At 51.8% G+C, this 13,321-nt stretch carries 13 protein-coding genes; 7 read left to right on the forward strand and 6 right to left on the reverse strand.

Annotation, left to right across the window (positions count from 1 at the left end):
• The first annotated feature begins 174 nt into the window (after positions 1 to 174).
• The 4 genes from ETC02_RS15035 to ETC02_RS15050 all read left to right on the forward strand — a co-directional run bounded on the left by ETC02_RS15035 (position 175) and on the right by ETC02_RS15050 (position 2,388).
• Positions 175 to 684, forward strand: a complete 510-nt coding sequence (locus tag ETC02_RS15035; RefSeq protein WP_050368194.1) for a hypothetical protein — start codon at positions 175 to 177, stop codon at positions 682 to 684.
• 40 nt (positions 685 to 724) lie between these two features.
• Entirely contained in the window at positions 725 to 931 is a 207-nt protein-coding gene (locus ETC02_RS15040) for a hypothetical protein (RefSeq protein ID WP_049624332.1), read from the forward strand.
• Positions 932 to 1,158: 227 nt separating this feature from the next.
• Positions 1,159 to 1,947, forward strand: a complete 789-nt coding sequence (locus ETC02_RS15045) for an amidase domain-containing protein (protein WP_371810216.1) — start codon at positions 1,159 to 1,161, stop codon at positions 1,945 to 1,947.
• Positions 1,948 to 2,049: 102 nt separating this feature from the next.
• The gene (locus ETC02_RS15050) at positions 2,050 to 2,388 is read left to right on the forward strand and encodes a hypothetical protein (protein ID WP_013144252.1); all 339 of its coding nucleotides are present in this window, start codon (positions 2,050 to 2,052) and stop codon (positions 2,386 to 2,388) included.
• 140 nt (positions 2,389 to 2,528) lie between these two features.
• On the opposite strand, the gene ETC02_RS15055 is transcribed toward ETC02_RS15050, so the two are convergent.
• From ETC02_RS15055 to ETC02_RS15070, 4 genes are all read right to left on the reverse strand, one after another.
• A complete protein-coding gene (locus ETC02_RS15055; RefSeq protein ID WP_050368195.1) occupies positions 2,529 to 3,251 on the reverse strand; it encodes a LutC/YkgG family protein in 723 nt (240 codons plus the stop codon).
• Positions 3,248 to 4,678, reverse strand: coding sequence for a LutB/LldF family L-lactate oxidation iron-sulfur protein (locus ETC02_RS15060; RefSeq protein ID WP_050368196.1), 1,431 nt, complete (start codon positions 4,676 to 4,678; stop codon positions 3,248 to 3,250). The genes ETC02_RS15055 and ETC02_RS15060 overlap by 4 nt, the downstream gene beginning before the upstream one ends.
• Positions 4,679 to 4,693: 15 nt before the next feature.
• Positions 4,694 to 5,413, reverse strand: a complete 720-nt coding sequence (locus tag ETC02_RS15065; RefSeq protein ID WP_050368197.1) for a (Fe-S)-binding protein — start codon at positions 5,411 to 5,413, stop codon at positions 4,694 to 4,696.
• A gap of 109 nt (positions 5,414 to 5,522) precedes the next feature.
• Positions 5,523 to 6,248: a FadR/GntR family transcriptional regulator gene (locus ETC02_RS15070; protein ID WP_044743048.1), complete on the reverse strand. Its 726-nt coding sequence runs from the start codon at positions 6,246 to 6,248 to the stop codon at positions 5,523 to 5,525.
• 306 nt (positions 6,249 to 6,554) lie between these two features.
• Between ETC02_RS15070 and ETC02_RS15075 the strand changes: the two genes are divergently transcribed.
• From ETC02_RS15075 to ETC02_RS15085, 3 genes are all read left to right on the forward strand, one after another.
• Positions 6,555 to 8,231 carry an L-lactate permease gene (locus ETC02_RS15075; RefSeq protein ID WP_050368198.1) on the forward strand — a complete coding sequence of 559 codons (1,677 nt, stop codon included), beginning with the start codon at positions 6,555 to 6,557 and terminating at the stop codon, positions 8,229 to 8,231.
• 81 nt (positions 8,232 to 8,312) lie between these two features.
• Positions 8,313 to 9,749: a glycolate oxidase subunit GlcD gene (gene glcD, locus ETC02_RS15080; protein ID WP_371810217.1), complete on the forward strand. Its 1,437-nt coding sequence runs from the start codon at positions 8,313 to 8,315 to the stop codon at positions 9,747 to 9,749.
• On the forward strand, positions 9,746 to 11,110 hold the full coding sequence (locus ETC02_RS15085) for a (Fe-S)-binding protein (protein ID WP_171698392.1): 1,365 nt from the start codon (positions 9,746 to 9,748) through the stop codon (positions 11,108 to 11,110). Before glcD ends, ETC02_RS15085 begins: the two co-directional genes overlap by 4 nt.
• A gap of 113 nt (positions 11,111 to 11,223) precedes the next feature.
• On the opposite strand, the gene mreBH is transcribed toward ETC02_RS15085, so the two are convergent.
• Positions 11,224 to 12,231, reverse strand: a complete 1,008-nt coding sequence (gene mreBH, locus ETC02_RS15090) for a rod-share determining protein MreBH (protein ID WP_050368754.1) — start codon at positions 12,229 to 12,231, stop codon at positions 11,224 to 11,226.
• A gap of 329 nt (positions 12,232 to 12,560) precedes the next feature.
• Positions 12,561 to 13,013: a C40 family peptidase gene (locus ETC02_RS15095; protein WP_033009567.1), complete on the reverse strand. Its 453-nt coding sequence runs from the start codon at positions 13,011 to 13,013 to the stop codon at positions 12,561 to 12,563.
• Positions 13,014 to 13,321 lie beyond the last annotated feature (308 nt).

Raw genomic sequence — 13,321 nt, forward strand, 5'->3', positions numbered from 1 at the left:
AAGATCAAGCTGATGAAACGTCGGGGATACGGATACCGAAATATCCAGCGTTTTGCACTGCGGGTTCGGCTGGAAACAGCTAACATACTTTCATGACAGGTGCAAGTACATCTTTTGGTGATGAACCAAATTTGGTATGTTATTGAAAAATATGTAATAAAAGGAGATGTTTGTATGTTGAAAAAACTATTTTGTGGAGTTCTAGCAGGGGTTATTGCCTTTTCATCTTTCTCCATGTTGGGGAATACTTCAGCAAAAGCAGCGTCTAATCTACCTCCTTCGCCAGTTGTTCAAAAAGAAAAATCTGAAACTACATATTCACCAAGTTCACTAAGCGCACAAAGTTCAATTGAATCTGAGGTTCAACCATATGGAGCTAAAGGGTTCATGGTTAAACTTGCTATTCAAACTATAAAAGTTGCCATCGATAAGGGCGGTAGTGTTTTAAACTATATAATAAAATGGTTTGATAAAGATACAGCATCATACTTCACTAAAAATAAATCTAAAGTTATAAAAGCTTTAAATCAGTTAGAAGATTGGATTGATGATGCAAGTGATTTAACTCAAAGTACAATTAAAACTAAATTAAATTCCTTATTACGATCAGCAGGCGTACCGTCTACTTACTCACTATCTATTGCTGACGCAATTGCAAGAACTATTACTTGGTTAATACTTTAACTCTAATCAATTCTTCAGGGAGAAAGGAGAGTAGTATTTCATGAGAAAAATTTACGAATATATATCTATCGACGAAAAAAAAGAAGTAGTTGAAAAATTAAAAGCGGATCTAAAAGAGTTAGAGCAAGAGATAAATCAAAATAAAGATTCCTTTTCAAAATTTGTGTGTGAAATTTTGTATAGTACACGAGATAAATGGCTTTTAGAAATTGAAGAGTTAGAAAATGAAATAAAAGCTAATAGTTAAAACCAAAAAAAGAGCACTCCTTCTGGAATGCTCTTTTTCACTCTATCACATAATTTTTTAACCCCACATGCCATCTTGCAACTCATATTTCGCAACCTTTGCATAATATACAAAAAAATAACCAAAATATTCGCATAAAAATAAATTTTTATACAAATATTGTAAAATAACTAATTTTTATTCACTCAAATCAGGCTTATTTTGAATTTTTATTCAGGGTGCGAAATGTGAGTTGCAATCACGTCAAATGTGCCATTGGCGACCTCATCCTCACCCGTCACAAGTATGAGTCTATGTTTCCGGGATCGAATGAAGTCGTGATCACCAAGGAAGCGAACATCCCCTATTTCGCTGCCCTGACCAAACGTGATGGTCATTGGCTGATTGTTAAGATGAGCGGTCAAGATACGTATTCGAAAAGGGGACAGGAGAACGGGGCGATGATTAGGGCATCACGATCAGAGACTTTGCCTGCATCAATCACTGGCGGCGATGTTGTAACTCAAGGTTTTTACACCTATTACTCCCGGCAAGGAGCTGTCAACTACGCCAATCGTTGGTGGAATGGACGTAACCCAAAGTACCGATCCTTTTCGAACGATTGTGCTAATTTTGTCTCGCAGTCTTTCTATGAAGGGGGCTCTGCTCGGCAAGCTTGGGCGGAACCGTATGTTTGGTGGTACAATACCAAAGGGACTTCGGGAACCGGGGATGATGCATGGACTTACAGCTGGTCTGTGGCTCACGATCAAGCGTATCATCTTTCCCGCAATAACGAGACGGATGAGCACCGTGGCACGTACGTTGCGAAGGCAACTGATCTGCAATTGGGTGACAGCATATATTATGATTTTGACGGTGACGGCATCTTGGATCACAGCGCCATTGTCGTTGAGATCAAGAACGGTCAGCCGTATGTCAACTATCATACCAATGATACGTATCACCGTCATTGGGATTTGGGAGCCAAGACGACAAGGTTCCTCCATGTGACGGATTACTATTGGGTGAACTAACTAAGGAGTGCGATGATAGATAATCCAGCAACACTCCAGTCTGCTATGGACGCATTTCAAAGCTAAGATTCTGCTTAAGCTGTGGGAGCGGAGGAGGATGAAGTGCGCATAGGCATCCCGTTAGTTTTAATCCTTGTAATTGCTTTTTTTTCAGGATGTCAGCAGCAACAGACTGTGCCAGGGTATCAAGACATCCCGCTGCATCCACAAGCGAGTGACATTCGTTCGGTGGATGAACGGGTGGAGTTTGTTGTTGCGTCTTCTTCGGCGGAGGAAGTGGCTGACTATTATCTTGACGAATTGGAGAAACGTCAATGGACTCAAGTTGACAGGTGGGGGTCAGCTTTCGTGTATGAGAAGAAGGGAAGGCAGATTTTGCTGGTCGTTACGGATGTGAAAAATCACGCGAAAGTGTCTGTCAGTCCGTTCCACCCGAATTGATCAAGACGTCAAACCGTTGCGAACAACCACTTTTGCCGCATCGAAGTCGGGAAGCCGCTTGCCAATGCGGTCGATGTGAGCCGGCAATATTGACGAAAAACGGTGCCCTATGATCGAGAATGGGCACCGTTTCGTTTTGATCAGCGGTCAGTGACGACGATATACGCCGCTTTCATCGGGCCGTGGACGCCGACGACCAAGTTCATTTCAATGTCGGCCGAGTTGCTCGGGCCGGTGATGAAGTTGATGCATGACGGAATGAGGACGCCTTTTTCAATTTGCTTGCGAATGATGGCCGCCGCTTGCGTCATGCGCGGCACAACGGTGCTTTTCGGAACGATGGCGATATACGTCTTCGGCAAAAAGTGAATGGCCCGCCCTTGTTCATTGCGCGAAAACAAAACGACTGTCCCTGACTCGGCGAGGGTGATGTCACTGAACGCGATGCCGACGTTCGCCTGTTCGGCGGCGTCAATGTTTTGGCGTCCAAGCGCCGGATTCCATATATGGATGGCTGTTCGCTCCGCGGGCCATTCGTCGCGGAGCAAGGCGGACAGCCCATATTCGGCAAAGCGCGGGTCATCCGGCACGATGACCGGGCCGCCGCCATAAGCCGTGACTTGTTGCTTGAGCACCCCAGCAAGTCCGGCGTTTGTCGTCTCAATGTAATCAGTGTGAATCAGTTTACATTGTTCGCGAAGCACTGCCAACAAGTCGTCTTGGCTATAGCCAGCCAAGACTTTCCATTGCGGCTGATCGCTCCATTGCGGCCGGGAGACGCCGGACAGGCGGGGAGCTCTCCCGAGGCGATGGGCGATGTGTTCTAAAAACGCGTCACGGTTGTGAATAGCACCACGCGTCATGACGGATTCCCTCCTTTTTGGCGATTGCGAAACCAATCGCGGAACCGCTCTTTGCTTGGCGCCGGAAATTCGCGGCTTTCCGTCCATGCTTTCAGCGGCCCGGGTCCTTTTGTGACGCGCCCGTCCTCTACAAACGGAGCGAAGGCGCTCGGTGCGAATTTCGTGCCGAAGCGGTAGAGCGACGATGAGGCTGTCCCGAGACGAAACGCCTTCATCGCCAATTTTTCTGCGGCCGGCGCTTTTCCTTCGCGCTCCACGATGATTTGGCGATGCTTGATAAGCAGCTCGTGAAGCGGGATTTTCACCGGGCACGCCTCGGTACAGGCGGCGCACAGCGAGGAGGCGTACGGAAGCTCCTTGTAGTCGTCGTAGCCGCCCAACAGCGGCGACAATACCGCGCCGATCGGGCCGGAGTAAATGGAACCGTACGAATGGCCGCCGATATGGCGGTAGACCGGGCAGACGTTGACGCAAGCCGCGCAGCGGATGCATTGCAGCACCGGTTGAAACTCCGTGCCTAAAATCGACGAACGCCCGTTGTCGACGATGACGAGATGGAACTCTTCCGGACCGTCGACGTCGCCTTCATCGCGCGGACCGGTGAGAACGGTGATGTAGCTCGTCAATTTTTGTCCGACGGCGCTGCGCGTCAACATGCTGACGAGAACTTCCATCTCCTCAAACGTCGGAACGATCCGCTCCATTCCCATGACGGTAATTTGCGTTTTCGGCAATGCGGTCACCAAATCGGCGTTGCCTTCGTTCGTCACAAGCGTGATCGATCCCGATTCGGCGATGGCGAAGTTGCAGCCGGTAATGCCGATGTCGGCTGTCAAATAGTCGCGCCGCAGCATTTCACGGGCGTGGCGCGCAAGCTCAACGGGATCGGACGATTTCGTATAGCCGAGCTTCCGTTGGAAGACATCGCGGATTTGCTCTTTGTTTTTATGGAGCGCCGGACCGACGATATGCGACGGCGGGTCATGGTCATCGATTTGCAAAATGTATTCGCCAAGGTCCGTTTCGACAACGTCACAGCCGATGGCCTCAAGCACCGGATTTAAGTTGATTTCTTCTGTCACCATTGATTTCGATTTGACGATTTTTTTCGCTTGCTTTTCCAAAGCGACGCGGCGGATGTAGTCGTTCGCCTCTTCGGCTGTTTGGGCGAAAAAGACGTGGCCGCCCCGTTTGGCAACGTTTTCACTGAGCTGCATTAAATAAAAGTCCAAGTTTTCGAGCGTATGCTTGCGGATTTGTTCAGCAAGCGACCGCCACTCTTCCCAATGGCCGAGCTCTTCGATGACGCCAAGCCGCCGCACATAGCCGCGGTCTTGCATGCCGGCGACCGCCCCGCGCATAAAGTCGTTGTCCAAGTTTTCTCGGACCCGTTTCCAAAACGGCCCGTTTTCAATTTTCATCGGCATGTTCGCTTCCCTCCTTTAGTTGCGCGCATTCAACACTTCGGCAATATGCATGACGCGAATCGGTTTGCCGAGGCGCTCGATGCGTCCGCCGATGTTCATTAAACAGCCGCAGTCCGCGCCGATCAAATAGTCGGCTTCGACTTCCTCGATATGGTCGATTTTTTCATCGACCATCTGTTCAGAGATCGGCCCCATTTTGACGGAAAACGTGCCGCCAAATCCGCAGCACTGGTGGGCGTTCGGCAGCGGAACGAGCTCAAGCCCTTTGACATTTTTCAATAGGCGAAACGGCGCTTCTTTGACGCCAAGAAGGCGGGTCATATGGCAAGACGTATGGTACGTCGCCCGCCCGTGAAACGAGGCGCCGACATCTTCGACTTTCAGGACATCAACGAGAAATTGCGTCAGTTCATACGTTTTCGCCGCGAGCCGTTTCGCTTCCTCTTCCCATTCCGGGTCGCCGTGGAAAATATGCGGATATTCTTTTACCATCGCCGCGCACGAGCCGGATGGGGTGACGACGTAATCAGCGTGGGCGAACGCGCGCATCATCTGTTTCATGGCTTCTTTCGCCTCTTTGACGTAACCGCTGTTATACGCCGGCTGGCCGCAGCACGTTTGCGCTTCTGGAAAATCTACTTCGCAGCCGAGCCGCTCGAGCAGTTCGACGGTCGCCTTGCCGGCGTTCGTATAAAAAAGATCGATGAGGCAAGTGACGAACAAGGACACTTTCATTCGTTTCCCTCCTGTTTTTTGAGGATTCAGTGAACTGGTCATCTGATGACTATATGTCTATTATAAACCATTTTTTCAGATTCGTAGCTCTTTTTTGCAAAAAACGCACTCAGTTTGGCTGCTGAGTGCGAACGTAGCGGCGCAACACGTTTTCGACGTTTGTCAAATGGTCGAGCATGCGCGCCCGGGCGGCGTCTGGATTTTGTTTGCGAATGGCTTCAAAAATGGCCTGGTGTTCCGCAAGCAGTTTTTCGGTCGTCGTCTGCTTGGAAAACAGCCAAATGCGGCGCGTTTCCCGCATCGTTTCAACGATCATCCCGGAAACGCTGTTCATGATGCTTGTGAGCATCGGATTTTGCGATGCTTCGGCGATGGCCATATGAAACGCCCAATCGGCTTTTTCGCCAAGCTCATCGCTGCCGATGCCTTCTTTCATTTGTCGGAGCGCTTCCGCCATGGCTTCAAGATCGCGCTCTGTCCGTTTGGCAGCAGCGAGCGAGGCGGCGCCTGCTTCGAGCAGTTTGCGCACCTCAAGCAAGTGCCAAATATCTTCTTTGTTCATTAAGACGGCGATCGAAAGCGGAAATGTCATCATCGTCGGATCGAACTCACGCACGTACGTCCCTTCGCCTTGCTTCAATTCAATCAGCCCCATCGCTTTTAACGCGGTGAGCGCTTCGCGGATGGCGGCCCGCCCGACTTGGAACTGCTCGGCGAGCTGCTGGACGGAATCGAGCTTATCACCGGGCTTCAACTCGCCGTTTTTGATCATATCAAAAATCGCTTCGGCCACTTCTTCGTAAATTTTTTTCGTTTTGATCCGTTTAAATGCCAATGGATCCACCTCAATACGATAAAGTAGATTTCCGATTGTAGGGGAAATCTCCTGCAATGTCTATTATGATACAGCATCATGGGAAGAGACAAGCGCTTTTTGCAGCTGGGGAGAGGAAGCAGTGAGTGGAAAGTTCAAAAAAATGAAAAAACACCTATTGTCTTTTGGGGAAAACGCTTTTATAATTTGAGACAGACGGCGTTTCTTATCCGGTCATCTGATGACTGGAAGAGTGAAACAGAAAGATCAGTGGGCGATCATTTGCAAACGCCGCTAAGTCGGGCATAAAGGGGAGGAGAAAACCACATGCAGTGGAAGCAAGATTTTACGCCAATCGCCGACCAGCTTTGGTTATCGGCCATTGTCGCACTCATTCCGATTTTGTATTTCTTTTGGGCTTTGGCCGTCAAGCGGATGAAAGGGCATGTCGCCGGGCTGACGACGTTGCTGCTTGCTTTGGTGTTGGCTGTAATCGCTTACAGAATGCCGGCCGGCAAAGCGGTCATGTCGGTGACGCAAGGGGCGGTGTACGGGCTGCTCCCGATCGGCTGGATCATCATTACGTCCGTCTTTTTATATAAGCTGACGGTGAAGACCGGCCATTTTGACATCATTCGCAACTCCGTCGTTTCCCTCACCGAAGACCGGCGGCTGCAGGCGCTGCTCATTGCCTTTTCGTTCGGAGCGTTTTTGGAAGGGGCGGCCGGGTTTGGCGCGCCGGTGGCGATTTCAGCGGCGCTTCTAGCCGGGTTGGGGTTTAACCCGCTGTACGCCGCAGGCATCTGTTTGATCGCCAACACAGCGCCGGTGGCGTTCGGGGCGGTCGGGATTCCGATCATCTCGATGGAAGGGCCGACCGGTGTGCCGGCGATGGAAATTTCGAAAATGGTCGGGCGGCAGCTGCCGTTTTTATCGGTGTTCATTCCGTTCTATCTCGTTTTGATTATGGCAGGATGGAAAAAGACAGTCGAAGTGTTGCCGGCCATTATCGTCTCCGGTGTTTCGTTTGCGCTCACGCAATATTTGACATCGAACTTTTTAGGACCGGAGCTGCCGGACATTTTGTCCTCGATTGTTTCAATCGTCGCGCTGGCCGTCTTTTTGAAATATTGGAAGCCAAAAAGCACGTTCCGTTTCGCATCGGAACCGGAAGTGGCGGCTGCTGGGCAGGCCGCTCGCGCTGCGCACCGCGGCGGGGAAGTATTCCGCGCCTGGTCGCCGTTTCTTGTGCTGACGGCGTTGATCTCGCTTTGGGGCATCCCGCAGGTGAAAGCGGCGCTCACCGGCCATTATGAAGGGACAAACGGCTTGTTGAAGTTGGTCAACGCTATCGGCGTCCACTTGACGTTTATGCCGCCTGTGCCGGGGCTCAACAACCAAATTTTGAACCCAAGTGGCCAGCCGATCGCTGCGGTGTATAAGCTTGAGCTGCTCGGCGCGGCTGGAACGGCGATTTTGGTGGCGGCGGTCGTCACCAAGTTCATCATCGGCATCTCGTGGAAAGATTGGGCGCGTACGTTTGTAGAAACGCTTAACGAATTGAAATTCCCGATCATCACGATCGCTTCGGTTGTCGGCTTTGCCTACATTGCCAACTCGTCGGGCATGAGCACGACGCTTGGGATGGTGTTGGCGAAAACGGGGTCATTCTTCCCGTTCTTCTCGCCGATTTTGGGCTGGCTTGGCGTGTTCATCACCGGTTCGGATACGTCGTCGAACTTATTGTTTGGCAACTTGCAAAAAGTGACGGCAACATCGATCGGCATGGATCCGGTGCTGGCGTTGGCGGCCAACTCATCAGGCGGCGTCGTCGGGAAAATGATTTCGCCGCAGTCGATCGCGGTCGCCTGCGCGGCCGTCGGCTTGACCGGCAAAGAGTCCGACTTGTTCCGCTTTACGGTCAAACATAGCATATTCTTAATTATCTTGATTGGTATTCTCGTGTACCTGCAATCGACGGTATTGTCGTGGATGATTCCGTAACGGCAGCGAAGGGGGACGAGGCTTGGCCTGGATGGAAACAGACGCCAAGCCCAGCCCCTTTTTCGCTGTCGGCGAATGCAAATGGATGTGGAAAGGGTGAGACCATTGATTCCAAATGAAGCGAAAAAACGGTTGATTCAAGTCGTGGGAGCTGAAAACTACGATGACACGAAAACGGGGCGGCTCGTCTATTCGTATGATGCGACTCCGCAGTTTCAGTCGCTCCCCGATGCGGTCATTGCGCCGCGAAATACGAAAGAGGTCGCGGAAATTGCGAAAATTTGCAACGAGTATCGCATCCCGATCGTGCCGCGCGGGTCAGGAACGAACCTTTGCGCCGGCACGTGTCCGGTCGAAGGCGGGATCGTTCTCCTGTTTAACCATATGAACCGCATTTTGGAAATTGATGAGGAAAACTTAACCGCGACCGTTCAGCCAGGAGTGGTGACGCTTGATTTGGCGAAAGCCGTTGAAGAAAAAGGATTGTTTTATCCGCCGGATCCGGGGTCGATGAAAATTTCAACGATTGGCGGCAACATCAGCGAAAACTCAGGCGGCTTGCGCGGCCTGAAATACGGGGTGACACGCGACTATGTGCTCGGGTTGGAAGTCGTCTTGGCGAACGGCGATGTCATCCGCACCGGTGGCAAGCTGGCAAAAGATGTAGCTGGCTATGACTTAACCCGTCTGTTTGTCGGATCGGAAGGAACGCTTGGCATTGTCACCGAAGCGACGTTAAAACTTATTCCGATGCCAGAGACGAAGCAGACGATGCTCGCTCTTTATCAAGATTTGGAGGCGGCCGCCCGTTCGGTGTCGAAAATCATCGCCAACAAGATCATTCCAGCGACGCTCGAGTTTTTGGACCAGCCGACATTGGAAGTGGTCGAAGATTTCGCCCGCATCGGCTTGCCGACCGATGTGAAAGCCGTTTTGCTCATTGAGCAGGATGGGCCGAAGGAAGTGGTAGAGCGCGATATGAAAAAGATGGCCGATATTTGCCGGGCCGAGCAGGCGGTGTCCGTTCAACTCGCCCGTTCGGAGGAAGAAGCAGAGGCGCTGCGGACGGCGCGGAGGGCGGCGCTGTCGGCGTTGGCGCGCTTAAAGCCGACGACGATTTTAGAGGACGCAACCGTGCCGCGTTCGGAAATCGCCAAAATGGTCAAAGCAATCAATGAAATTGCCGAGAAGTACCAGTTGAAGATCTGTACGTTCGGCCATGCCGGCGATGGCAACTTGCACCCGACCTGTCCGACCGACGCCCGCAATCGTGAAGAAATGGAGCGGGTGGAACGAGCGTTTGAAGAAATTTTCGCCAAAGCGATTGAATTGGGTGGCACGATTACCGGCGAACACGGCGTCGGGGTGATGAAAGCGCCGTATTTGGAATGGAAGCTCGGTCCGGCCGGCATCGCTGCCATGAAAGCGGTCAAGCAGGCGCTCGACCCGAACAATATTATGAATCCGGGCAAAGTGTTCGCCAAAAGCACGAGAAAACGGGTGGTGGTGACACGATGACAACGAAGATAGAACGAGCGCTCATTCAGAAAGCGTTTCAAGAACGGATGGATGAGGATGAACTGATGAACTGTATGCGCTGTGGCTTTTGCCTGCCATCATGTCCGACGTACATCGAATCGGGGCAGCAAGAAGCCCAGTCGCCGCGCGGACGGATTGCCTTAATGAAGGCGGTCGTCGATGGACTGATTGAGCCGGACGAAGAGGTGGAGCGGGCGCTCAACTTATGTTTAGGCTGCCGGGCATGCGAGTCGGTCTGTCCGTCCGGGGTCCGCTACGGCCATCTGCTGGAAGAGGCGCGCGACATTATCGCCCAGCATAAAAAAATGCCGCTTCCGGTTCGCCTCATCCGTAAGCTTGTGTTTGCCGGACTGTTTCCGCATCAAGGACGGATGCGGAAGGCGACGGCGCTTCTCGGTTGGTATCAGCGCTCCGGCTTGCGGACGCTTGCCCGCAAAACGGGGCTGCTTCGCCTGCTTCCGGCCTCGTTCCGGCAAATGGAGCGCGTGCTGCCGGACGTGCCGACGGCAAAAGAGATGAAAAACCGGCCGCATCGTTTGAATCCGGACGGTACGGTGAAAAAACGGGTCGCCTTTTTCGCTGGCTGTTTGATGGATACGATGTTTATGGAAACAAACGATGCGACGCTGCGTCTATTGCAGCTCGCCGGCTGCGAAGTCATCATCCCGCCGTCCCAAGGGTGCTGCGGGGCGCTGCACGGCCATGGCGGGGAAAAAGAGATGGCGAAAGAGTTGGCCAAGCGAAACATTTCCGCTTTTGAGCAGCTTGATGTCGACTGCATTGTGACGAACGCCGGCGGCTGCGGTGCGTTTTTGCTTGAATATGACCACCTGTTAAAGGATGATCCCGAATGGCGCGACCGGGCGGAGGCGTTTGCGGCGAAAATCAAAGACATTTCTGAAGTGTTGGTTGAACTCGGGTTTCACCAACTACCGCTTCGCGTGGCGCCGCAAACGATCACCTACCAAGATTCGTGCCATTTGCGCAACGTCATGAAAACGGCGGCCGCCCCGCGCCGTTTGTTGCGGGCGATTGACGGCGTCGAGTTCCGCGAGATGAACGATGCTGACCGCTGCTGCGGATCGGCCGGCATTTACAACCTTGTGGAACCGGAGATGTCAATGCAAATTTTAGACCACAAAATGGAAATGGCGAAACAAACGAAAGCGACGACGATCGTCACCGCCAACCCGGGGTGTTTGCTACAAATGAAGCTTGGCATTGAACGGGCCGGGCTGTCAGGAAGCGTCCGCGCCGTCCATATTGTGGATTTTCTGCTTGAGGCCGCCGAGGGAGCACAAGCAACGCAAGGGGAGGAGCGCATTCGGCAGACGTCCTAACACCACAGTGGGCGGCCTCTCCGTGCCAGGAATGCCCATAGCTGGTCTAACAAGAACCCCCGCGATGGCGCGGGGGTTTTGAGTTGATTCAATGATCGGGAGTTGGAAATGAGCTACAGCGCTGCATCGAGGCGCTTTGGCATCGCCTGGAGCGCCTTCCCCGTGCCGATGGCGACCGCTTCAGCCGGATTGGGCGCGACATGCACCGGCACGTGCAGTTCCGTGCTCAGCCATTGCTCGATGCCATGCAGCAAGGCGCCTCCGCCGGTGAGCACGATGCCGCGGTCGATGATGTCGCCGCTCAGTTCGGCCGGGCATTCTTCAAGAACAGCGCGAACGGCTTCGGCAATTTGCCAAAGCGATTCTTTGATGGCCGTTTGCACTTCGGTTGGGTCCAAGGACACCGCTTTGAGGAAGCCGGTGACAAAATCGCGGCCATGGATCGTTACCGACTGATCCACGATCGTTCCTGGGGCGCTGCCGATTTCGATTTTCACTTGTTCGGCCGTCTGTTCGCCGATTAGCAAACTGTAGTGCTGGCGGACATATTGCATAATGTCTTCGTCAAGCTGGTTGCCGCCGATGCGGAGCGAGCGGCAGGCGACGACGCCGCCCAACGAGATGATCGCCGCTTCCGTTTTGCCGGCTCCAAGATGAACGACGACATTCGCGACCGGCTCGCCGACCGGCAAATCCGCGCCAATGGCGGCTGCGACGGGTTCCTCAATAAAATGAATATGCTTTGCTCCGCAATGTTTGGCGATTTCGTAAAAAGAGCGGCGCTCGACGGAGGTGGCGTGGAATGGGACGCTCATGACGATGTCTGGTTTTTTGAAAGCGAGGCCGAGCTGTTTGCTTGATTGTTTAAAGACTTGCTGCAACAGCGCCTTGGCGCGGTCAAAATCAGCGATCACGCCGTTTCGCAATGGATACGTCACTTCAACATGGGGCGGAGTTTTGCCGATCATTTGTTTTGCCTTTTGGCCGACCGCCATGAGCTTGTCCGCCTGGCGGTTATAGGCGACCGCCGCTGGTTCGTCAAAAAGAAGCCCTTTCGTCTGGCTGAACAGCCTGACATTCATCGTCCCTAAATCAACGCCCAGCTGTGAGGAAGCGAACAACGGAAACACCTGCCTTTGTCAAAAATCGATGAACGGACAACCAGTCATCATCTATACCATTCGACAAGAACGGCGGTTTTATGTCCACATTGTCGAAACGGGAGGGGGCAGCCGTTGCGGCTGGGGATCATAAAAAATTTTTTTGTTTTCATGTATAAAAGACGAAAAGGGAGGAAATGAATAATAGCGTAACGTTTCCAAGTATTCCCCCGATCCCCTATGAATATATATTGGGCCCTCCGGTTTCGGAGGGCCGCTTTTTTGGCATAATAAAAACCCCCTGCCTATTAAGCGCGCTTAATATGACAGAGAGCTTTTGCAATGAACCGCTACAGACGCTTGGCTCCGACATATCTTGTTTTCCAATAGCTGCTGTTTAAGCTGTCGATTTTGACACCGCGGGAAACGGCGTGAATGACTTGATTGTTCCCAATATAGATGGCAACGTGGGAGACGCCTTTTGTCTGTTTCGAAGTGTCAAAAAACACCAAATCCCCTGGCTGCAATTTTGATTTATGTACGTATTTTCCTTTTTTATACATTTCTTTGGAAGTGCGCGGCAGCGTGACGCCGACTTTCTTATGGGCATAGTAAACAAATCCCGAGCAGTCAAATCCTTTTGGCGTTGTGCCGCCATACCGATACGGAGTGCCGACCAGTTTTTTGGCCTCGGCGATCAGCCTCGTCTTGTTGGCGGCTGCGTCAGAACTGGAAGTGCTTACAAATAAGGAGGAAAAAAGAACGATGAATGCTACAGAAACAAGAGTGAGCCATTTTTTCATTTTCCCGAACCCCCGACAAAATCTTTTCCGATTCGACGTATCTCAACTAGAGTATAGCATAGGAAACTAGACTTGTTTTTTACAGTTGGATTAAATAATGTTACAGCGCCGTTACAAATATAGCACCTCGTCCTAAAGGCTTATACCATTAGAAGTGAGTGGGATGAAAACGATCAACGATTTTTATCTTAATTAGGCGAGAAGACTCCCACTTCAACGAAGCGAAGCGGAGTAAGTGGGAGATGAATCGCCTTAACTATATTTTGCTGAAAATAGGATAGATTCAGTAAAATATAGTATAATATAGT

The organism is Geobacillus sp. DSP4a (assembly GCF_013096875.1).
Lineage (GTDB): Bacteria > Bacillota > Bacilli > Bacillales > Anoxybacillaceae > Geobacillus > Geobacillus thermophilus.